Genomic DNA, 20,337 nt, shown 5'->3' on the forward strand with positions numbered 1-20,337 from the left:
GCCGGACGACAGCCGGACGCCGCACCGGCGTCAGCCCAGCGCCGCCCGGACCGCCGCCGCCACCTCACCGGCCCGCTGCGCGGCGAGCGGACGGCCCGCCTCGTCGGTCAGGTAGAAGGAGTCGACGGCGTCCGCGCCGAGCGTGGAGACGTACGCCGTCCGCACCCGCACCCCGGCGCCGTCCAGGGCCCGGCCGATCCGGTGCAGCAGCCCCGGGGCGTCGTGCGCGCGCACTTCCAGCACCGTCGCGGTCGCCGAGGCCACCGGCGGCGCCACCGCGACCAGCGGGGGCGGGGTCGGGATGCCGCGCCGGCGCGGGGCCGCCGCGTCCCGCTCGGCGAGCCGGCGCGAGACGTCCAGCGAGCCGTCCAGCGCCCGGCGCAGGTCCGCCCGGAGCCGGGCCGCCTCCGGCAGCTCGCCGAACTCGGCCGCCACCGTCCAGGAGAGCAGCAGCACCGCCCCGGCGCCGATCGGGTCCAGCTCGCGCAGACCGGCCGAGCGGACGGTCAGGCGGTGCAGCGCGAGCACCCCGGCGACGGTGCCGAGCAGGCCCGGGCGGTCCGGGACGGCCAGCAGGAGCCGTACACCCATCGGCTCGGTGCCGGACTCGTCCGCCTCGGCCTGGGCGAGCAGCGAGAGCGCGGGCCCGCCGGTCCGCGCCGCCTCCACCGCGAGCCGCTCCTGCTCGGCGGTCGGCTCGGCCTCCGCCGGATGGCCGTACCCCCGGTCGGGGGCCGCGGCCGGGTACGCCCCGGAGAGCCGGGCCGCGACCCGCGCGGCCAGGCCGTCCACCAGCGAGGCCCGCCAGCGGCTCCACGCGGCCGGGCCGGTGGCCAGCGCGTCGGCTTCGGTCAGCGCGTGCAGCAGCTCCAGCCGGGGCACGCTGGTGACCACCTTGGTGACCGCCTCGACGGTGGCCGGGTCGTCCGGGTCCCGCCGGGTCGCGGTGTCGACCAGGGTCAGGTGGTGGCGGACCAGCACCGCGAGGGTCTCCACCGACTCGGGGTCGAAGCCCATCCGGGCGGCCACGTCGCGGACGATCACCTCGCCCGCCTCGCTGTGGTCGCCGGGCCAGCCCTTGCCGATGTCGTGCAGCAGCGCGGCGACCAGCAGCAGGTCGGGCCGGGCCACCCGGCGGGTCATCGCCGCGGCCCGCACCGCCGTCTCCACCAGGTGCCGGTCCACCGTCCAGCGGTGCACCGCGTTGCGCTGCGGCCGGCAGCGGACCCGCTCCCAGTCCGGCAGCAGCCGGGTGCTCAGCCCCTCCGCCTCCAGCGCCTCCCAGACCGGCAGGCAGGCCTCGCCCGCGCCGAGCAGGGTGACCAGCTGCTCGCGCGCCTCGTCCGGCCAGGGCACCGGCAGCGGGCGGCACTCGGCGGCCAGCCGGCGCACCGTCGCGTGGGAGACGGTCAGGCCGTTCTGGGCCGCGGCGGCCGCGGCGCGCAGCGGCAGCACCGGGTCGGCGGCCGGGCGGGCGCCCTGGGCGAGCACCGCCTCGCCGTCCTGCTCGACCACGCCCTCGGCGAGCGGCCGGCGGTCGACCGCGCCCCGGGCCACCGCGCCCGCGCCGCGCCCCGACCCGCCGAAGGGGCCGGCGAACGGGAAGGAGCGCCGGTGGGAGCGCCGCCCCCGGGACGAGCGGGCGGCCAGCACCCGGTCGACCGCCCGCCAGGTGACGTCACCCGCGTAGGCGACCGTCCGGGCCGCCTCGTAGACCTGGCGCAGCAGGGTGTCCGCGTCCAGCACGCCGAGCCGCTCGGCGACCTGGTCCTGGTCCTGCAGGCTGAGCCGCTCGGTGGCCCGGCCGGTGGTCAGGTGCAGGGCGTCACGGACGTCGGCCAGCCGGAGCGCGGCGTCGTCCAGACCGTCCCGGGGGGCGTCGGCCAGCCAGGTCGCGGCGACGGCGTTGAGCGCGACGACGTCCCGCAGGCCGCCGCGGGCCTCCTTGAGGTCGGGCTCCAGCAGGAAGGACAGCTCGCCGTGCCGCTCGGCCCGCTCCCGGCCGAGCTCGCGCAGCTCGGGCAGGCGCTCCGGGGCGCTCGCCCGCCAGTCGGCGAGTACGGCGGAGCGCAGTGCGGCGGTCAGCGCGGGGTCGCCGGCCACGTGCCGGGCGTCCAGCAGGCCGAGCTGCGCCTTGAGGTCGGCGGCGGCGACCGACCGGGCCTCGGCCGGGGTGCGGACCGAGTGGTCGAGCGAGGCGCCGGCGTCCCAGACCGGGTACCAGAGGCGTTCGGGAAGGGCCGGGTCGAGCGGGCCCTCGTGCAGCAGCAGGACGTCGAGGTCGCTGCGCGGGGAGAGCTCGCCGCGCCCGTAGCCGCCGACCGCGACCAGGGCGACGCCGCCGCAGGCGGCGGCACGGGCGGTGGCGGAGGCGCCGGCGGGGGCACCGGCCGGGGTGCCGGCGGCGGCCAGCAGGCCGGCCAGCCAGTCGTCGGTGAGCGCGGACAGCGCGGCACGGCGGGCCCGGCCGCCGGGGCCGGGGGCGGCCAGCAGCCGGGCCCGGGCGGCGGCGTAGTCGAGGGCGCCGTCGCGGGCGCCGTCGTCGGAGTCGTCGCGGGAGTCGTCGTCGGAGTCGTCGCGGGAGTCGTCGGTTCCGGTGGCCATGCGAAGTCCCCGTCCGTGGTCGTGCGGGTGGAACGAGCGGCGCCGATACGCCGTCAGCGGACCTGCGACCACTGGGTGGTCGCAGGCCCGCCTGCGTGATCATCCGAATGCTAGAGGGCGTCGGGGCCGCGTTCGCCGGTCCGGACCCGGACGGCGGTGTCGACCGGGACCGCCCAGACCTTGCCGTCACCGATCTTGCCGGTCCGGGCGGCCTTCACCAGGACGTCGATCAGCTGGTCGGCGTCGTCGTCCTCCACCAGGACCTCGATTCTGACCTTGGGGACCAGGTCCACGGTGTACTCCGCGCCCCGGTACACCTCGGTGTGGCCGCGCTGGCGGCCGTACCCGCTGGCCTCGGTCACGGTCAGGCCGTGCACACCGAAGGCCTGCAGCGCGGCCTTCACCTCGTCCAGACGGTAGGGCTTGATGACGGCGGTGATGAGCTTCATCAGGCGTCGACCTCGGTCTTCTCGGTGCTCTTCGGAGCGGCGGTGGTGGGAGCGGTACCGGCGGCAGCGGCGGTGGCGCTGCTCACGGCGACGGCCGAGGCGGCCGGGGCGGGCGAGGTCCGGGCCGGTCCGGCGCCCAGCGCACTGAAGTCGTACGCGGACTCGGCGTGCTCGGCCTGGTCGATGCCGGCGACCTCGACCTCCTCCTCGACCCGGAACCCGATGGTGCTGTCGATCGCCTTGGCGAGCAGCCAGGAGAGCACGAAGGAGTACGCGCCGACCACGGCCACGCCCATCGCCTGCTTGCCGAGCTGCTCCAGCCCGCCGCCGTAGAACAGGCCCTTGGCGGTCTGGCCCACGGTGCCGGTGGCGAAGAGGCCGACCAGCAGCGAGCCGATCGCACCGCCGACGGCGTGCACGCCGACCACGTCCAGCGAGTCGTCGAAGCCGAAGCGGTACTTGAGGCTGATCGCGGCCGCACAGGCCGCGCCGGCGATCAGGCCGATCGCCACCGCGCCGAGCGGGGACACCGAGCCGCAGGCCGGGGTGACGGCGACCAGACCGGCCACCGCGCCGGAGGCGGCGCCCAGGGTGGTGAACGCGCCGTGCCGCAGCTTCTCGTAGACCAGCCAGCCGACCAGCGCGGCCCCCGTGGCGACCTGGGTGTTGACCAGGGCCATCGCCGCGACGCCGTTGGCGGCCAGCGCCGAGCCCGCGTTGAAGCCGAACCAGCCGAACCAGAGCAGCCCGGAGCCCAGCATCACCAGCGGCAGGCTGTGCGGGCGCATCGGGTCCTTCCGGAAGCCGACCCGCTTGCCCAGCACCAGGCAGAGCGCCAGGCCCGCCACACCGGCGTTGATGTGCACGGCGGTGCCGCCGGCGAAGTCGATCACGCCGTTGCGGTCGCCGAGCCAGCCGCCGTTGCCGCCGTCGAAGAAGAACACCCAGTGCGCGACCGGGAAGTAGACGACGGTCACCCAGAGCGCGACGAACAGGCCCCAGGCGGCGAACTTGGCGCGGTCCGCGATCGCCCCGCTGATCAGCGCCGGGGTGATGATGGCGAACATCAGCTGGAACGCGGAGAAGGCGGTGACCGGGACCGTCCCGGCGAGGTCGGTGACGCCGATGCCCCGCATCCCGAGGAAGTCCAGGTTGCCGATCAGCCCGGCGCCGGCGTCGGGGCCGAAACTGAGCGAGTACCCGTAGAGGACCCAGAGCACGCTGACGATGCCGAGCGAGAGGAAGCTCATCGCCAGCATGTTGAGGGTGCTCTTGGCCCGGACCATCCCCCCGTAGAAGAAGGCCAGCCCCGGGGTCATCACCATGACCAGGGCCGCACTGATGAGCACGAAGGCGGTGTCGCCCGCGCTGAAGCCGTCCGGCATCGGCGTCTCCTCCTGACTGGAAGCCGCTCCGCACCCGGGTTTCCTGTCCCGTGTACCCGGGGCGTCGGCGATGAGAAGGAGAGTGCCGAAGGCTGGTTTCGGCCGATGCGGCCGGTTGTTTCGCAGCGATGACGAGGGCGACGCCGGGGTTACGCCCGCGTGAACCCCGGCCACGCCGTACCGCCGGATGGGTTACCGTACGGCCGCTCCGCACGGGGCGTGCCGGAAATGCCACCGACCGTACCGGCGGCGGCGGGTACGGTCGGCGGGGGTGCGGGGTGGGCGGCGGGTCAGACCACCGAGACGTACTCGGGGATGTCCTGAACCACCCGCTCCTGGAGCCGGCTGACCGCGTCGACGCCCTGGAACCGGGCGCCCGCGGCCTCGGTGGTCTTGCGGACCCTGGAGTTCAGCCGCTCGGAACGGACCTTGGTGGCGATGTCCACGGCCTGCTCGGCGAAGACGGCGGCCTGCTCCGGCTCCTTCTGCAGCAGGTGCACGCTGGCCATGCCGATCAGGTTGAAGGCGTACGAGCGGACGTGGTCGCCGTCCTGCCGGAACAGGTCGACCGCCCGCTCCATCACCGGGGCGGACATCGAGGCGTACAGCTCGGACTGGTCGGAGTGGTAGGCGAGGTCGCGGAAGGAGTGCGCGTTCTCCGCGTTCAGCTCGGCCGGCGAGAAGAACTTCAGCCAGTCCGGGTCGCCGTCGCCCTCGCGGATGTCGGTGAAGGTGTCCTCGGCCAGCCGGACCGCCCGGGCGCAGCGGTTCACCTCTCCGATGGTCGCGTACGCGCGCGCCTCCATCGCGTAGAGCAGCGACTGCTGGCGCGGGGTGGCGGTGTCGCGGCTCCCGTACTGGGCGAGGTGGATCAGCTCCAGCGCGTCCTCGCCGCGGTTGAGGTGGATCATCTGGCGGCTCATGTCGGTGAGGATCAGCGCGCCGAACGGGCGGTCGCCGGCCTCCTTGGCGGCGTGCAGCGCCAGCACGTAGTACTTCTGCGCGCTGGGGTGCATGCCCACGTCGTAGGACATCCAGCCGGCCAGGTGGGCCAGCTCGGCGGTGAGCCGGAACAGCCGCCGGGTGGTCTGCTCGGGGTACGTCTCCTGGAGCAGGTCGGTGACCTCGTGGAGCTGGCCGACCACGGCCTTGCGGCGCAGCCCGCCGCCGTTCTGCGCGTCCCACTGCCGGAACATCACGGTGGTCTGCTCCAGCAGTTCCAGCTCGGGCTCGGAGAGCCGGCCGGTGAACGGCTCGCCGCCGTTGGCGGCGGTCAGGATCGGGGTGGGCGTGCCGTTCGGGCCGGGGGCGAGCCAGCGCTGCATCGGCTCGATCAGCGCGGCACCGGCGGTCAGGGCCAGCGAGGTGCCCAGGAAGCCGCGCCGGTTGAGCATGAGGTCGCTGCGCGAGTAGTCGCTGATCAGCTGGACGGTCTGGGGGGCGCTCCAGGGCAGGTCGACGCCGCCGCCCACGGTGGAGACCGGAATCGCGGCGCGCAGGCCGAGGTCCTCGATGGAGACGACGGAGCCGAAGCGCTCGGAGAACAGCTCGGACATGATCTTCGGGATCGGCTCGCGCGGCTGCTCGCCGTCGAGCCAGCGGCGCACCCGCGAGGTGTCGGTGGAGACGTGGTGGGCGCCGATCTGGCGGGCCCGACGGTTGACCTGGCGCGCCAACTCGCCCTTGGACCAGCCGCTGCGGGCGAACCACGTGGTCAGCTTCTCGTTGGGTTGCTTCTCTGCCATGGGAACGTCCCCATCCCGCCCGGCCCCTGCTGCGGGGCCCCCGATCGTGACCGCCCGACGGTTGCGGGCTCTTGCCGGTGCCGTGCCTGCGGCGCCACCGCCGCCGGACCGACCGTCAGCTCCCCCAACTCCCGGCTCCCCAACGCCCGGAGCGGACTCCCCGACGAGGTCCGTGTGCTGAACGTAATGCCCCGCGTACCGTCCGGGGGAGCGGCCCTGGCGAAACGCCACCTTTCGCCACCCCCAGGAGTGAACCGAACCAAGTCGGCACGCGCTTCACTAGGTAGTCCCGACGGTCCGGCATATGCGGGCCGCCAAGTCCCCACCGGCACCCGGCCCTTCACGGCAATGCGCCCCAGCCACAGGCGAGTTTGCCGTGCGCGCCGATCGACGCCCGCCCCGCGCTCACGACGATCCGGCATCGGTACCGCCCGCCACAAGGCGGCGCCCGAGGCACACCAACGCAACAGGCGCACTCCGCGCGCTGCGCGCCGCCACCGCACAACGCACCACGCAACGGACAATCAACACAAAGTCACCGTCCCGTAACCATCGGCAACGAGAACCTGTTGGGGGAGGCATGGACAACCTGTTCGGCGAACTTCGACTGGGGCACCTGCGGCTGGCACCACTGGGCGTGCGCCGCCGCACCCGCGTCACCGCGGGCCAGGCGGCCGCGGAGTACACCGGCCGCTGGGGCTGGGCCGTCGTCGTCGGCGAGCCGGCCCGCGCCACCACCGCCCCGGCCCGCTGCCACTGCGGCACCCCGCGCTGCGCCGCCCCCGGACTGCACCCCGTCCCCGGCGGCGGACCCGCCGCGCACCCCGGCCCGGACGTCTCCGTACTGTTCCCCACCGGCCGTGCCTTCGACGTACTGGACGTCCCCGAGCAGGCCGGCCTCCAGGCACTGGTCCGACTGGAGCGGATGGGCACCCAGGTGGGCCCGGTCCTCACCGCGCCCACCGGCCGACTGCAGTTCCTCGTCGCCGCCGGCACCGCCCGCCGACTCCCGGACCTGCTGTACCGGATGGGCTGGGACGACGCCGCACTCGACCTCACCTGCCACGGCGAGGGCAGCTTCGTCGCCGCCCCGCCCACCGTCCTGAGCGGCCTCGGCCCGGTCCGCTGGCTGCGCCGTCCCACCCGCGACAACGCCGGCTGCCCGCCCGAGGCCCGGCTGCTGCTCGGCACCCTCGCCTACGCCTGCCACCGCGGCCGCGAGCGCACCCCGGAGCCCGCCTGGATGGCTTCCTAGTCGCCCGCTCGCCTCCGGGCCGCTTGATCCGGTGCCGACGGGCGTCGCTCCAATGCCGCTCGTTCCTCGCGGCCTCCTCGCTCCTTCCTTTCGGCACCGGCGCGGCCCTTCGGCTCGGGGCGGGTTCGGTGCGGGGCTGAGGTCGGCGGGGCGAGCGTGTGCAGCGCAGCTCGGGGCGAGGGCGGTGCGTGGTCGGGGTCGGCGGGGCGGGCGTGTGCAGCGCAGCTCGGGGCGGGTTCGGTGCATGGCTGAGGTCGGCGGGGCGGGTGTGTGCAGCGCGGCTCGGGGCGGGGGCGGCGGGTGGGACCCGTGGGCCGGTCGGCGGGAACGCCGAAGGGCCCGCCCCTCGCGGAGCGGACCCTTCTCGGGGAGGCCGGGCGGGCCGGGGTATCAGTCCCCGATCAGCGCGTCCACGAACGCGCCCGGCTCGAACGGCGCCAGGTCGTCCGCGCCCTCGCCGAGCCCGATCAGCTTGACCGGAACGCCCAGCTCGCGCTGGACCGCGATCACGATGCCGCCCTTGGCGGTGCCGTCCAGCTTGGTCAGCACGATGCCGGTGATGTCGACCACCTCGGCGAAGACCCGGGCCTGGACCAGCCCGTTCTGACCGGTGGTGGCGTCCAGGACCAGCAGCACCTCGTCCACCGGGCCGTGCTTCTCGACGACCCGCTTGACCTTGCCCAGCTCGTCCATCAGGCCGGTCTTGGTGTGGAGCCGGCCGGCGGTGTCCACCAGCACGGTGTCCACGCCCTCGGCGATGCCCTCCTTGACCGCGTCGAACGCGATCGAGGCCGGGTCGCCGCCCTCGGGCCCGCGGACGGTCCGCGCGCCGACCCGCTCGCCCCAGGTCTGCAGCTGGTCGGCGGCGGCGGCACGGAAGGTGTCGGCCGCGCCGAGCACCACCGTGCGGCCGTCGGCGACCAGCACCCGGGCCAGCTTGCCGGTGGTGGTGGTCTTGCCGACGCCGTTGACGCCGACCACCAGGACGACGGCCGGGCCCTCCTCGTGCTTGGTGGAGTGGACGGTGCGGTCGGCGTCCGTGCCGATCAGCTCGACCAGTTCCTCGCGGAGCAGTCCGCGCAGTTCCTCGGGGGTGCGGGTGCCGAGCACCTTCACCCGGGTGCGCAGGCGCTCGACCAGCTCCTGGGTGGGGACCACGCCGACGTCGGCGGTCAGCAGGGTCTCCTCGATCTCCTCCCAGGTGTCCTCGTCGAGGTGCTCGCGGGAGAGCAGCGAGAGCAGGCCCTTGCCGAGCGAGTTCTGCGAGCGGGAGAGCCGGGAGCGCAGCCGGACCAGCCGGCCGGCGGTGGGCTCGGGGACGTCGAGGGCCGGAACCGCCTCCTCGACGACGGCCGTCTCGGGGACGGCCTCGGCCTCGGGGAGCTCCACCTCCTCGACGGTGCGACGGGGTTCCTCGGTCGGCGGCGCGGCCTCTTCGCCGACGGCGGGTTCGCGCGGGGTCGGGGGCGCCGTGATGACCGGCGCCTGCGACTTCGGGGGCAGCTGCTGGCGTCGTCTGCCGGAAACGACGAGTCCGGCGATCGCTCCGACGGCGACCACCGCGATGACTACGGCAAGAATCACGTATTCCATAACCCGTCCAGTATCCGCGACCGGGGCCCGGACGGACCGCAGGCGGCTAGACCGTTGTGGTACCGATGGCCGCCGGCTGCTCCCGGTGGCCGGTCCGGGACCGGGCACCGGGGGGCGCCTGCCCGCGCAGGCGCTGGCTGATGACCTGCGAGATGCCGTCGCCCTTCATGGTCACGCCGTAGAGCGCGTCGGCGGACTCCATGGTCAGCTTCTGGTGGGTGATCACGATCAGCTGGGAGCTCTCCCGGAGCTCCTCCATGATCGCGATAAGCCGGCGCAGGTTGGTCTCGTCCAGCGCCGCCTCCACCTCGTCCATCACGTAGAACGGGCTGGGCCGGGCCTTGAAGATCGAGACCAGCAGCGCCACAGCGGTCAGCGAGCGCTCGCCGCCGGAGAGCAGCGAGAGCCGCTTGACCTTCTTGCCGGGCGGGCGGGCCTCCACCTCGACGCCGGTGGTCAGCATGGAGTCCGGGTCGGTGAGCACCAGCCGGCCCTCGCCGCCGGGGAAGAGCCGGGAGAAGACGCCCTCGAACTGCGCGGCGGTGTCGTGGTAGGCGGAGGTGAACAGCTGCTCGACCCGCTGGTCGACGTCCTTGACGATGTCGAGCAGGTCGCGCCGGCTCCGTTTGAGGTCGTCCAGCTGCTCGCCGAGGAAGGTGTGGCGCTCCTCCAGTGCGGCGAACTCCTCCAGCGCCAGCGGGTTGACCCGGCCGAGCTGCTGGTACGCCTTCTCGGCCGCCCGCAGCCGCTTCTCCTGCTCGGCCCGGACGTACGGGTACGGCTCGCCCGGTTCCCGGCCCTCCTCGGGCGCCGACGGCGGAACGAGCCGGTCCGGCCCGTACGAGGCGAGCAGTTCGCCGCCCTCGATGCCGAACTCCTCCAGCGCGCGGGACTCCAGCTGTTCGATCCGCAGTCGCTTCTCGGCCCGCAGCACCTCGTCGCGGTGACCGGCGTCGACCAGCTTGTCCAGCTCGTCCTTGAGTTCGCGTCCGTGCTCGCGGTGCTCCTTCAGCTCCGCCTCGCGCACCGCGCGCGCCTGCTCGACCGCGGCCCGGCCGGCGTCCGCCCGGGCCAGCGACACCTCCAGGCAGGCGAGCAGCTGCCGGGCGCCCGCCGCGACGGCGTTGGCCACCCGGGCGTCGTGCTCGGCGCGCCTGCGGCGCTCGGCGGCCCGGGCGCGCGCCTCGCGCTCGGTGCGGGCGGCCCGGTCCAGCTGGTCGGCCCGGCCGTTCAGGGCGCGGACCCGCTCCTCGTGGGTGCGGACCGAGAGCCGGGCCTCCAGCTCGACCTGCCGGGCCGCGGTGGCGGCCGCTGCCAGCCGCTGCTGCTCGGCGGGGTCCGGCTCGTCCTCCCCCGCGGCCGCCGACTCCTCGGCCGCCGTGAGGCGTTCGGCCAGCTCCTCGGCGGTGGCGAGCAGCCGGTCCAGCCCGTCCTCGGCGCGGGCGGCGGCGGCCGTGAGCCGTTCGGCCTCGCCGGCGGCGGCCCGGGCCTGCCCGCCGAGCCTGCCGAGCGTGCCCGCGACCTCGGCCCGTTCCCGTTCCAGCTGCCGGCGCCGGGCGCCGAGTTGCTCCAGTTCGGCGGCCGACTCGCGGCGCTGTTCGGTGAGTTCGGCCAGTCGTTCGGCCGATTCGGCGCAGTGCGAGGCCAGTTCGTCGAGCGCGCGGGCGGTCTCGTCCACCGCGGCCTGGGTCTCCAGCAGGCTGGGCGCACCGCCGGAGCCGCCGTGCGCGAAGTGGGCGCCCAGCCGGTCGCCCTCGGCGGTGACGGCGGCCACCCCGGGGTGCGCGGCGACCAGCCGGACGGCGTCGTCGAGCGAGTCGACGACCGCGACGCCGGCCAGCAGTTCGCCCACGGCGGGCAGCAACCCGGCAGGCCCGTCGACCAGTTCGGCGGCCCAGCGGGCGCCGGTCGGCAACGCCCCGGCCGGGCGGGGAGGTTCGGCCGCGCCGGCGATCAGCAGGGCGGCCCGGCCGGCGTCCTCCGCGCGCAGCAGCCGGAGCGCCCGGGCGGCGGCGTCGGGCGAGTCGACGGCCACCGCGTCCGCGGCCGCCCCGAACGCGGCCGCCAGGGCGGTCTCGTGGCCGGGGGCGATCCGCAGCAGCGCGGCGGCCGGGCCGAGCAGGCCGGCCAGCCGGTCGCCCGCGGCCAGCAGGGCGCCGCTGCCGTCCTTGCGGCGCAGGCCGAGTGCCAGTGCCTCGTGCCGGGCGGTCAGCCCGGCCCGGTCCCGTTCGGCGGCGCCGGCGGCCTCGCGGGCGGCGGCGAGGTCCCGTTCGACGGCGGCGAGCCGCTCCCGGGCGGCCTCGTGGGCGGTGTCGGTCCGCTCGTCGTCCTCGGCCCCCGCCTCGACCCGGGACTTCAGTTCCTCGTACTCGTGCCGGGCCGCCTCGGCGCGCAGCAGCGCCTCGTCGCGGGCCTCGGCGAGCCTGCCGATCTCGGCCTCCGCGGCGGCGGCCTTGGACCGGGCGGCGCCGGCCTGCCCCTGCAGCCGCGCCAGGCCCTCCCGGCGGTCGGCGATGGCCCGGGCGGCGTCCTTCAGCCGTCGTTCCTCGGCGGCGAGGGCACGTTCCAGCTCGCCCTGGGTCTCCACCGCCTCGGCCAGCGCGTACCGGGCCTCCTCCAGTGCCTCGGCCAGCGCGGCCTCCTCCTCCCGGACCCGTGCGGCCTCCTGCTCCAGTTCCTCCGGGTCCCGGCCGCGCCGTTCCTCGGTCTGCCCGCCGGCCGCGGCGTGCCGGGCCCGGGCCTCGGCCAGCCCGATGGTGCCGCGGGTCCGCTCGGTCAGCGCGGAGAGCCGGTACCAGGTCTGCCTGGCCGCCTCCAGCCCGGGTCCGAGCTGCTGGACCTGCGCCTCCAGCACGGCCTCGCGGCCGATCGCCCGGCCGAGTTCCTGTTCGACGGTGGAGCGGCGCAGCCGCAGGGCGAGTTCGTCGGCGATCTCGGCCTCGACCGCCTGGCGCAGGGCGAGCAGGTCGTCGGCGAGCAGCCGGAGCCTCGCGTCGCGCAGGTCGGCCTGGATGCCGGCCGCGCGCCGGGCGATCCGGGCCTGCCGGCCGAGCGGGCCGAGCTGGCGGCGGAGTTCGGCGACCAGGTCCTGGACGCGGTTGAGGTTGACCTGCATCGCGTCCAGCTTCCGCAGCGCCTTCTCCTTGCGCTTGCGGTGCTTGAGGACGCCGGCCGCCTCCTCGATGAACGCGCGGCGGCCCATCGGGTCGGCGTGCAGGACGGAGTCGAGCTGCCCCTGGCCGACGATGACGTGCATCTCACGGCCGATGCCGGAGTCGGAGAGCAGTTCCTGGATGTCGAGCAGCCGGCAGGTGTCACCGTTGAGCGCGTACTCGCTGCCGCCGTTGCGGAACATCGTCCGGGTGATGGTCACCTCGGCGTACTCGATCGGCAGGGCTCCGTCGGTGTTGTCGATGGTGAGGCTGACCTCGGCGCGGCCGAGCGGGGCCCGCCCGCTGGTCCCGGCGAAGATGACGTCCTCCATCTTGCCGCCGCGCAGTGACTTGGCGCCCTGCTCGCCCATCACCCAGGAGAGGGCGTCGACGACGTTGGACTTGCCGGAGCCGTTGGGTCCGACCACGCAGGTGATGCCGGGCTCGAACCGCAGGGTGGTGGCGGAGGCGAAGGACTTGAACCCGCGCAGCGTCAGACTCTTCAGGTGCACGCGCCGGTCTCCTCACATCGCCCACCAGGCCCTGCGGCGACTGTAGCCGCCCGCACCTGCGGCGATCGTGTCCGGACACACCCGGCGGGCCGCGCCCGGACACGACGAAGGGACGCCACGCGGGGCGTCCCTTGCAAGCTGCGTCCCTTTCGGGGCGGCTCAGTGCACAACGGCGTCGATCGAGGGATCGGGCGGGACTCAGGTGAGAGCCGGCTCCCGCTGGTCCAGATCGATGCTGCTGAGCAGCGAGTGCTCGTCAGCGACAGCGGTCAGAGCGTCGTTCTCAGCCTGCATACGAATGAGCTCGGCTTCGAGATCCTGAACGCGCTGCTGCAGCCGTCGCATCTCGGAGAGCATTCGCGGGTCGGGGCCGCCGACGTACCCGAGAAGCGCCTTTGCCATGATGAATGGTCCTCCACGCTGAGTGACCGAACCGGAACGGTACAGGTCTAGGGGGAAGGGGGACGCACGCGCGTCGCGCACCGGCAGTGCTGGCTGGGCACTACGGCACAACCGCCGTGAGCTGGGCCCACGAGGGCATGCGCCTGCCGGGATAACGCGGTCGTGTGCGCGGGCTTCCAGCGTCTCACCAAAGACGGAACGGGTCAACACGATCACCGCACGCTACCGCGCCCCTGTCACCTGCCTGGCGGTGTGGTCACGCCTGGGGGGTCGCGGGGAGGTCCACCACATGCTCGTGGATCATCGTCCGATGCGGAGTCAACCACGAGTCTGCCCGGATGGCAACCGTACGACACCGCCAGTTGCCGATCCTTTCGGCCCGGTTCCGGGAGGGGCCGGGCTCAGCGGATCTCGAAGCCCCCGTAGCCGGTGCCGACGGCGGTCCAGATCTCGGTCACCCCGGCGACCCGCCCCGGGGTGTCCGGGCCCCTGAGCAGGGCGAGCAGCTGTTCGCAGTCGACGGCGAGGCCCTCGGCCACCACCTGCACCCGGCCGTCGCCGAGGTTGCTCGCGTAGCCGGTGAGGCCGATCTCCAGCGCCCTCGCCCTGGTCCACCAGCGGAAGCCGACCTGCTGGACCTTGCCCCGCACCCAGGCGGTGACCCGGACCGGCTCCTCACTGTGGGCGTCGCGACCGTGCATGCCCCCGACCCTATCCGGACGGGCGGCGGCCCGCGTCACGGCGCGGTGGGGCCCTCCGTCGTCCAGCCCGGGCTGCGGACCTCGACCCGCAGGTCCGCGCGCCGCCCCTCCTCGCCGCAGGTGCGGCAGACCCAGGCCGGGTCGTAGGGGTGCGGCTCGTGCCCCTCGGGGCCGTGCTCCAGGCCGACCGGGGGCTCCGGCATCAGCCAGCGGTCCCCCCAGCCGAGCAGTGCCTGGGTGAGCGGCGCGAGGTCCCGGCCGGCCTCCGTCAGGTGGTACTCGAACCGGGGCGGCCGCTCGCTGTAGGCGCGGCGTTCGACCACCCCGGCCTCCTCCAGCGCGCGCAGCCGGGCGGTGAGCCGGTCCCGCGGCGCCCCGGTGTTCCGGGCGATCCGGTCGAACCGGTGGTTGCCGTAGAACAGCTCCCGCACCGCGAGCAGCGCCCACTTCTCCCCCACCACGTGCAGCGCGGCGGCGATCGAGCAGGGCCGCCCGGGCAGGGCGGGCGCGGCGGGAACGGCCGGAGAGGTGTCGGAGGTCACATCCCGAGAGGTCACGTCCCCCACCCTCCCACAACGAGTTGCCTTCTCAAACCCAGCCGCCCAGGGCAACCAGCCCCTCCAGCGCCTTGAACTCCCCGCGCGCCACCCGCACCGCCACCGCCGAGCCGTCGGCGAACCGCAGCCGCGCCCAGCGCTCGCCCCGGGCTGCAGGGACGTCCCTGCCGTCCGGGCGGATCCGGTCCACCCCGGTGATCCGGCCGAGGTCCTGCAGGTGGTCGGCTCGCAGCGCGCCCCGCCGCTTGAGCAACAGCCGACGGCGGTCGGTGAAGGCCAGCAGCACGTACCCGAAGGTCTCCGACGAGCGCTGCGGCTCGGCCTCCCGGGCGGCGGCGGCGAACCGGCCCGCGAGGCTCTCCCAGCCGCCCGTCAGGCCGGGCGCGACCACCCGGGCCCCGTGGAGGAGGGCGAGTCCCACGGCGCCCTCCGCGCCTTCGAACAGCACGTCGAGGAGGTCGAAGGCGCCTTCCGCCCGGCCCTCCACGTCGGCGCCCCGCTCGCGGTACCGCCGCGGCGCCCGGCCGACCGCCCAGCTCAGCCGGACCTCGACCAGACCGGACAGCTCCTCGCCCGGCCGCAGCCACGGCTCGGCGAGCCCCGGACCCGGTGCCACCGCTCCCCCTCCCACAGCTCCGCGGCCCCGCCGGGTGAACCGGCGGGGCCGCGGGAGTCCGAGACCGATCGTCGCATCGGCGCGCCACCGCGCCGCGGGGACGGCGGTCGGTCAGAAGCCGCCCCCGAAGTCACCCCCGCCGCCGAAGTCCCCGCCGCCGCCGAAGTCGCTCCCGCCGCCGAAGCCGCCGTCGAAGTCGGAGGAGTCGTAGTCGGCGCCCGAGGCGTCGCCGCCCTCGTAGCCGGCGCCGGCCTCCGCCGAGCCGGCCGCGTAGGCCGGGGTGGCCATCATCGAGCCGAGCATCGTGCCGACCAGCAGGCCCGGCAGCAGCCCGCCGCCGCCGAAGCCGCCGAAGTAGCCGCCCGCCCACGGCCCGTAGGCCGGTCCGGCGTTCCAGTACGGCTGCGGGCCGTGCTCGGTCGGGACGGTCCGGATGTCCGGGTCCCGTCCGGCCGCCAGCCGCTCCGCGTCGGCCCGGCAGACCGGGACGGTGCGCGCCGCGCCGCCCGACGGCGCCCAGTCGGCGTCCTGCGCCGACGGTCCGTGCCGCGGGTCGAAGAAGCACGGCGGCCGCCGCTCCGGCAGCGGCTCGCGCTCCCGCCGGGCGTCCAGGGTGGCCAGCGCGAACCGGCCGTCCTCCAGCGCCTCGGTGACCGGCTTCACGTCGTGCGGCCCCTTGGCCTCGTCCATCAGCAGCTTCGCCCGCTCGTACGAGTCCAGGGCGTGCGCGTAGTCGTCGCGCTGCGCGTCGTCCGCGTCGGAGGCTCGCGGGTCGAAGTCGAGCCGGTCGAGCTCCTCGCCGTAGGCCGTGATGTCCTCGTCGACGACCCGGCGCAGCTGCGCGAGTTCGGCCCGGCGCTGCTCCTCCTTGCGCCGCTTCGCACGGCGGAAGAGCAGGAACACACCGGTGCCGGCGAGCGCGAGCAGGGCCAGCGGGACGACGATCGCGGCGGTCGGGACACCGCCGGCGGCGCTGTTCACGCCGTGCCCCTTGACCTGCGGGGCGGCGGTGTCGACGAAGTCGTCGAGGGTGGCGGCGATGTCGCCGGGGTGCGAGCGGAAGGAGGCGCCGGCGATCCGTTCGGCGCTCGCGCTGGGCAGCGCGGCCTTGTCCGAGCGGGCCTGGAACTGGTCGCCGCGCCAGATCGCGTAGGTGCCGGTGATGCCGGTCTTGGTCCGCAGGTCGTCGAAGACCGTCTGGGCGCCGTACGGGGCGGCGGCCGGGACCACCGCGACGAAGATCGGCTTGTCGGCCTGGCGGATCTTCTCCGTCAGCGCGTCGGCCTGGCCCTGGTCGAACCGGCCGGTCATGGCCGGGTCGACGTACACCCGGCCCTGCTTGAGCGTGGCGGCCGCGTCGTCCAGCCCACCCGCCGCCGAGGCCGTCGGCCCCAGCAGGAGAAGCAGCCCGAGCAGCGCCACCACCAGGGCGAGCGGCCCGGCGCCCCGGGAACGTCGTCGAGCAAGGGTTCTCATGCCTTCGACGCTACCTCCACCGGCCCCCTCGCAGGGCATACCCGCCGGGTACGGGCCACCGCGCCACCCCCACCGTCCGCCGGGGTGCGTCCCCTCCCCGGGGATGATCTCTACCCGGGCGGGCCCCTGAGCCTGCCGCGCGGCGGGAACCCGGCCACCTGCCCGGACGTACGTTCCGGCGGGTCACCGCAGCCCGCGGTGACCACCGGGGGGCGATCCGACCGTACCCCGCGACCGGGCATAGTGGTGGCCGTACCGCCCCCTCATGACCTTCTCTTGACCATCCCCGCAGCACTCTCGATCGGAGCACCCGCGTGTTGATCGGCCTCGTCACCGCCGTGGCGGCCTCCGCCTGTTACGGCACCGGTTCGGTCCTGCAGGCCGTCGGCTCACGCCGCTCCGCCCGCGAGGAGGCCGCCAAGGGCGCCTCCGCCGCCGGGACCACCGCGCACGGCGGGCCGAGCCTCTCCTCCACCGCCAAGGCCGCCGTCACCTGGGAGTTCATCCTCGGCACGGTGCTGGACTTCATCGGCTTCGGGCTCGGCGCACTGGCCGCCCGGCTGCTGCCGCTGTTCCTCTCGCAGACCATCATCAGCGCCAACCTGGTGATCACCGCGGTGCTGTCGATCAAGCTGCTCGGCATCCGGCTCAAGCAGCTGGAGTGGGCCTCGATCGGCGTGCTCTGCTCGGCCCTGGTGCTGCTGGCCGTCTCGGCCGGACCGGAGGGCGGCCACCACGCCGAGATGTCCTTCCACTGGTGGCTGCTGGCGATCACCACCGTGCTGCTGGTCGGCGGCGGCCTGCTGGTCCGCCGGATGGGCGCCAACGGCGCGATCGTCGCCGGCCTGCTCTCCGGCCTGGGCTTCGGCGCGCTCGGCGTCGGCGTGCGCATCCTCAACGGCGTCGACCCGTTCGAGCTCGGCAAGCTGCTCTCCGACCCGGCGCTGTACGCGATCCTGGTCGGCGGCATCGGCGGCATGTACGTGCACACCGTGGCGCTGCAGATCGGCTCGGTGAACGGCGCCACCGCGGCCCTGGTGGTCGGCGAGACGGTGCTGCCCGGAGCGGTCGGCGTGCTCTGGCTCGGCGACTCCTCGAAGGCGGGGCTCGGCTGGCTCGGCGTGGCGGGCTTCCTGCTGTCGGTGGTCGCGGCGGTCGGTGTCGCCTACTTCGGCCAGGACACCCACGGCGGCACCCCCGAGCCCGAGCACCCGCAGCCCGAACTCGCCAAGCGCTGAGGCGCCCAAGCACTGAGGCACCCAAGCACTGAGGCGCCGGGCCCGAGGAGAGGGCCGGGGCCGCTCAGCCCCCGCTGCGGACCCGCGGCACCCGCTGGCAGCGGGGGCAGAAGTAGCTGGACCGGTTCATCCAGGAGGCCCGCCGGATCGGCGTGCCGCAGCGCCGGCACGGCTCCTGCTCGCGGCCGTAGGCGTCCAGGTCGCGGGAGAAGTAGCCGCTCTCGCCGTTCACGTTGACGTACAGGCTGTCGAAGCTGGTGCCGCCGACGGCCAGCGCCGCCGCCATCACGTCCCGGGCGTTGGCCAGCAGCAGCAGCGCCTGCGCGCGGGTCAGCGACCCGGTCGGGCGGTCGTAGTGCAGCCGGGTGCGCCAGAGCGCCTCGTCGGCGTAGATGTTGCCGACCCCGCTGATCAGCGTCTGGTCCAGCAGGGCCCGCTTGACGGTGGTGCGCCTGGCGCGCAGCGCGGACGCGAAGGCGGCGTCGTCGAAGCGCCGGTCGAGCGGGTCGCGGGCGATGTGCGCGATGGAGACCGGGGTGCCCTCCGGGTCCCCCTCCTCGGCCTCCTCGACCGCCAGCCCGCCGAAGGTCCGCTGGTCGACGAAGCGCAGCTCGCGCCCGCCGTCGTCGAACCGCAGCCGGACCCGCAGGTGCTTCTCGTCCGGCACGGACGGGTCCTGGACGAGCAGCTGGCCGCTCATCCCGAGGTGGCCGATCAGCGAGAAACCGGTTCCGGTGCCGGAGAGCGGCACCCAGAGGTACTTGCCGCGCCGCTGCGCGGTGCCGAGCGTGGTGCCGGTGAGCCGGGCGGTGAAGTCGGCCGGACCGGCCGGCTGGCGGCGCACCGCGCGCGGGTGCAGCACCTCGGCCTCGGCCACGGTCCGCCCGGCGACCCAGTTCGCCAGACCGCGGCGGACGACCTCGACCTCGGGGAGTTCGGGCACGGGAACAAGCCTCCTGCGACGGGGAACTGCGTCTGCAGGAGGAAGGCTACTGCGTGCTCAGGCCCCGCTGGGCAGGCGGTCGGCGTACTTCTCCTTGATCGCCCGCCAGGCGCTCTCGGCGGCCTTCTGCTCGGCTTCCTTCTTCGAGCGGCCGACGCCGCTGCCGAAGTCCTCGCCGGCCACCCGGGCCGCCGCGGTGAAGGTCTTCTCGTGGTCCGGACCGGACTCCTCGACCACGTACTCCGGCACTCCGATGCCCACCGAGGCGGTGAGCTCCTGGAGGCTGGTCTTCCAGTCCAGGCCGGCGCCCAGCTGAGAGGACTCCTCGATCAGCGGGTCGAACAGCCGGTGGACGAACTCGGTGGCGGCGTCCAGACCCTGGTCCAGGTAGACGGCCCCGATCACGGCCTCGACGGTGTCGGCGAGGATCGACGACTTGTCGCGACCGCCGGTGCCCTCCTCGCCCTTGCCGAGCCGGATGAACGTGCCGAGCTCCAGGCCGCGGCCGACGTCGGCGAGCGCGCGCGAGTTCACCACCGCGGCGCGCAGCTTGGCGAGCGTGCCCTCCGGGACGTCCGGGTGGACGCGGTAGAGGGTGTCGGTCACCACCAGGCCCAGCACCGAGTCGCCGAGGAACTCCAGGCGCTCGTTGGTGGGCAGCCCCCCGTTCTCGTACGCGTACGAGCGGTGGGTCAGGGCACGCACCAGAAGGGCGCGCTCGAGTGTGTACCCGAGGCGCCCTTCCAGGACGTCGTATTCGGTCGAAGCCGGCCCGCCGGCCTTTCCGCCGCCCGAAGGAGCCTTCGGTGCGGTGGTCGCCTTGCGGGAGGAGTTACCGTCCGACATCGATCCGTGCACCCCGCCGATCAGACCGAGAGGACCTGGCGGCGGTTGTACGTGCCGCAGCTCGGGCACGCGATGTGACCCAGCTTCGGCTCGTGGCAGCGGTCGCACGCCACGAGGGCCGGGACAACGGCCTTCCAGTTGGACCGGCGGTGGCGCGTGTTGCTGCGCGACATCTTCCGCTTCGGAACAGCCACGGCTACTTCTCCTGGTTCTCGGCGAGACCCTCACGGGTGTCGCTGTTCTTGATTCCGTCACCCTCGTCGCCAGGGGCGGCGGAGAGTCCCTGCAGAGCCGCCCACCGGGGGTCGGCGGCATCGTGGTGGTGTGCCGGGTCGTCGCTCAGGCGCGCTCCGCACTCGGAGCACAGGCCCAGGCAGTCTTCCTGGCACACCGGCTGCAGCGGCAGTGCGAGCACCACCGCGTCACGCAGCACCGGCTGGAGGTCGAAGTAGTCGCCCTCCAGGCGGTAAGTCTCTTCTTCCGAGTCCTCGTCGAGGTCCTCGGTCCCGGTGGTCCGGGCGCGGTGACGCTCGTCGGACTCCGGGTAGTAGTACAGCTCCTGGAAGTCCACGTCGAGATCGGACTCGACCGGCTCCAGGCACCGTACACACTCGCCCTCGACCACGGCCTCGGCGGTGCCGGTCACCAGCACGCCCTCGACCACGGACTCCAGGCGGAGCTCCAGCACGATCTCGCTCTTCTCGGGGACACCGATCACGTCGATGATCCCCAGGCCCTCGGGGGCCTCCAGGGTCCGGGTCACCTTGCGCAGCGCACCCGGACGACGGCCCAGCTCGTGCGTGTCGAACACGAGGGGGTCGCGGTGGTCGAGGCGGTTCAAGGTGTCCTGACTTCCTGAGAAA

17 protein-coding genes are annotated in these 20,337 nt (G+C 74.6%); 2 read left to right on the forward strand and 15 right to left on the reverse strand.

Annotated elements, in window-relative coordinates; genetic code table 11:
* Positions 1-30: 30 nt before the first annotated feature.
* The 4 genes from AC067J_RS37965 to nsdA all read right to left on the reverse strand — a co-directional run bounded on the left by AC067J_RS37965 (position 31) and on the right by nsdA (position 6,183).
* On the reverse strand, positions 31-2,604 hold the full coding sequence (locus AC067J_RS37965; RefSeq protein ID WP_478307239.1) for a [protein-PII] uridylyltransferase: 2,574 nt from the start codon (positions 2,602-2,604) through the stop codon (positions 31-33).
* Between the two features lie 110 nt (positions 2,605-2,714).
* On the reverse strand, positions 2,715-3,053 hold the full coding sequence (locus AC067J_RS37970) for a P-II family nitrogen regulator (protein WP_327681022.1): 339 nt from the start codon (positions 3,051-3,053) through the stop codon (positions 2,715-2,717).
* Positions 3,053-4,438: an ammonium transporter gene (locus AC067J_RS37975; protein ID WP_478307242.1), complete on the reverse strand. Its 1,386-nt coding sequence runs from the start codon at positions 4,436-4,438 to the stop codon at positions 3,053-3,055. The genes AC067J_RS37970 and AC067J_RS37975 overlap by 1 nt, the downstream gene beginning before the upstream one ends.
* A gap of 290 nt (positions 4,439-4,728) precedes the next feature.
* Entirely contained in the window at positions 4,729-6,183 is a 1,455-nt protein-coding gene (gene nsdA / locus AC067J_RS37980; protein WP_478307243.1) for a transcriptional repressor NsdA, read from the reverse strand.
* A 580-nt stretch (positions 6,184-6,763) separates the two neighbouring features.
* Between nsdA and AC067J_RS37985 the strand changes: the two genes are divergently transcribed.
* Positions 6,764-7,438: a bifunctional DNA primase/polymerase gene (locus AC067J_RS37985; RefSeq protein ID WP_478307245.1), complete on the forward strand. Its 675-nt coding sequence runs from the start codon at positions 6,764-6,766 to the stop codon at positions 7,436-7,438.
* A 390-nt stretch (positions 7,439-7,828) separates the two neighbouring features.
* Here AC067J_RS37985 and ftsY read toward each other — a convergent pair whose 3' ends face one another.
* The 7 genes from ftsY to AC067J_RS38020 form a co-directional block, all read right to left on the reverse strand.
* Positions 7,829-9,031 carry a signal recognition particle-docking protein FtsY gene (gene ftsY / locus AC067J_RS37990; protein ID WP_478307247.1) on the reverse strand — a complete coding sequence of 401 codons (1,203 nt, stop codon included), beginning with the start codon at positions 9,029-9,031 and terminating at the stop codon, positions 7,829-7,831.
* A 46-nt stretch (positions 9,032-9,077) separates the two neighbouring features.
* Positions 9,078-12,695, reverse strand: coding sequence for a chromosome segregation protein SMC (gene smc / locus AC067J_RS37995; protein ID WP_478307249.1), 3,618 nt, complete (start codon positions 12,693-12,695; stop codon positions 9,078-9,080).
* Between the two features lie 198 nt (positions 12,696-12,893).
* Positions 12,894-13,097 carry a hypothetical protein gene (locus AC067J_RS38000; RefSeq protein WP_363556040.1) on the reverse strand — a complete coding sequence of 68 codons (204 nt, stop codon included), beginning with the start codon at positions 13,095-13,097 and terminating at the stop codon, positions 12,894-12,896.
* A gap of 401 nt (positions 13,098-13,498) precedes the next feature.
* Entirely contained in the window at positions 13,499-13,798 is a 300-nt protein-coding gene (locus AC067J_RS38005; RefSeq protein ID WP_478307252.1) for an acylphosphatase, read from the reverse strand.
* A 35-nt stretch (positions 13,799-13,833) separates the two neighbouring features.
* On the reverse strand, positions 13,834-14,355 hold the full coding sequence (locus tag AC067J_RS38010) for a winged helix-turn-helix transcriptional regulator (RefSeq protein WP_478307253.1): 522 nt from the start codon (positions 14,353-14,355) through the stop codon (positions 13,834-13,836).
* Positions 14,356-14,386: 31 nt separating this feature from the next.
* Positions 14,387-14,971 carry a hypothetical protein gene (locus AC067J_RS38015; RefSeq protein ID WP_478307254.1) on the reverse strand — a complete coding sequence of 195 codons (585 nt, stop codon included), beginning with the start codon at positions 14,969-14,971 and terminating at the stop codon, positions 14,387-14,389.
* Between the two features lie 111 nt (positions 14,972-15,082).
* Complete coding sequence (locus tag AC067J_RS38020; protein WP_478307255.1) at positions 15,083-16,447, reverse strand: hypothetical protein; 1,365 nt, start codon at positions 16,445-16,447, stop codon at positions 15,083-15,085.
* A 314-nt stretch (positions 16,448-16,761) separates the two neighbouring features.
* On the opposite strand from AC067J_RS38020, the gene AC067J_RS38025 reads away from it, so the two are divergent.
* Positions 16,762-17,685: a DMT family protein gene (locus AC067J_RS38025; protein WP_478307257.1), complete on the forward strand. Its 924-nt coding sequence runs from the start codon at positions 16,762-16,764 to the stop codon at positions 17,683-17,685.
* Positions 17,686-17,749: 64 nt separating this feature from the next.
* Here AC067J_RS38025 and mutM read toward each other — a convergent pair whose 3' ends face one another.
* The 4 genes from mutM to AC067J_RS38045 are packed head-to-tail and all read right to left on the reverse strand — an operon-like array spanning position 17,750 to position 20,315.
* A complete protein-coding gene (mutM, locus tag AC067J_RS38030; protein ID WP_478307259.1) occupies positions 17,750-18,628 on the reverse strand; it encodes a bifunctional DNA-formamidopyrimidine glycosylase/DNA-(apurinic or apyrimidinic site) lyase in 879 nt (292 codons plus the stop codon).
* 57 nt (positions 18,629-18,685) lie between these two features.
* A complete protein-coding gene (rnc, locus tag AC067J_RS38035; protein ID WP_380228645.1) occupies positions 18,686-19,474 on the reverse strand; it encodes a ribonuclease III in 789 nt (262 codons plus the stop codon).
* Positions 19,475-19,494: 20 nt separating this feature from the next.
* Positions 19,495-19,668, reverse strand: a complete 174-nt coding sequence (gene rpmF / locus AC067J_RS38040; RefSeq protein WP_030056747.1) for a 50S ribosomal protein L32 — start codon at positions 19,666-19,668, stop codon at positions 19,495-19,497.
* A 2-nt stretch (positions 19,669-19,670) separates the two neighbouring features.
* A complete protein-coding gene (locus AC067J_RS38045) occupies positions 19,671-20,315 on the reverse strand; it encodes a YceD family protein (protein ID WP_478307261.1) in 645 nt (214 codons plus the stop codon).
* Positions 20,316-20,337: the final 22 nt, after the last annotated feature.

Source organism: Kitasatospora sp. NPDC042419 (assembly GCF_056437345.1).

Bases quoted from the DNA above. Each gene is read 5' to 3' on its own strand.
- AC067J_RS37975 (WP_478307242.1), bottom strand. From the start codon at position 4,438: ATGCCGGACGGCTTCAGCGCGGGCGACACCGCCTTCGTGCTCATCAGT.
- nsdA (WP_478307243.1), bottom strand. From the start codon at position 6,183: ATGGCAGAGAAGCAACCCAACGAGAAGCTGACCACGTGGTTCGCCCGC.
- rnc (WP_380228645.1), bottom strand. From the start codon at position 19,474: ATGTCGGACGGTAACTCCTCCCGCAAGGCGACCACCGCACCGAAGGCT.
- AC067J_RS37985 (WP_478307245.1), top strand. From the start codon at position 6,764: ATGGACAACCTGTTCGGCGAACTTCGACTGGGGCACCTGCGGCTGGCA.
- AC067J_RS37965 (WP_478307239.1), bottom strand. From the start codon at position 2,604: ATGGCCACCGGAACCGACGACTCCCGCGACGACTCCGACGACGACTCC.
- AC067J_RS38005 (WP_478307252.1), bottom strand. From the start codon at position 13,798: ATGCACGGTCGCGACGCCCACAGTGAGGAGCCGGTCCGGGTCACCGCC.
- AC067J_RS38000 (WP_363556040.1), bottom strand. From the start codon at position 13,097: ATGGCAAAGGCGCTTCTCGGGTACGTCGGCGGCCCCGACCCGCGAATG.
- AC067J_RS37970 (WP_327681022.1), bottom strand. From the start codon at position 3,053: ATGAAGCTCATCACCGCCGTCATCAAGCCCTACCGTCTGGACGAGGTG.
- AC067J_RS38020 (WP_478307255.1), bottom strand. From the start codon at position 16,447: ATGAGAACCCTTGCTCGACGACGTTCCCGGGGCGCCGGGCCGCTCGCC.
- ftsY (WP_478307247.1), bottom strand. From the start codon at position 9,031: ATGGAATACGTGATTCTTGCCGTAGTCATCGCGGTGGTCGCCGTCGGA.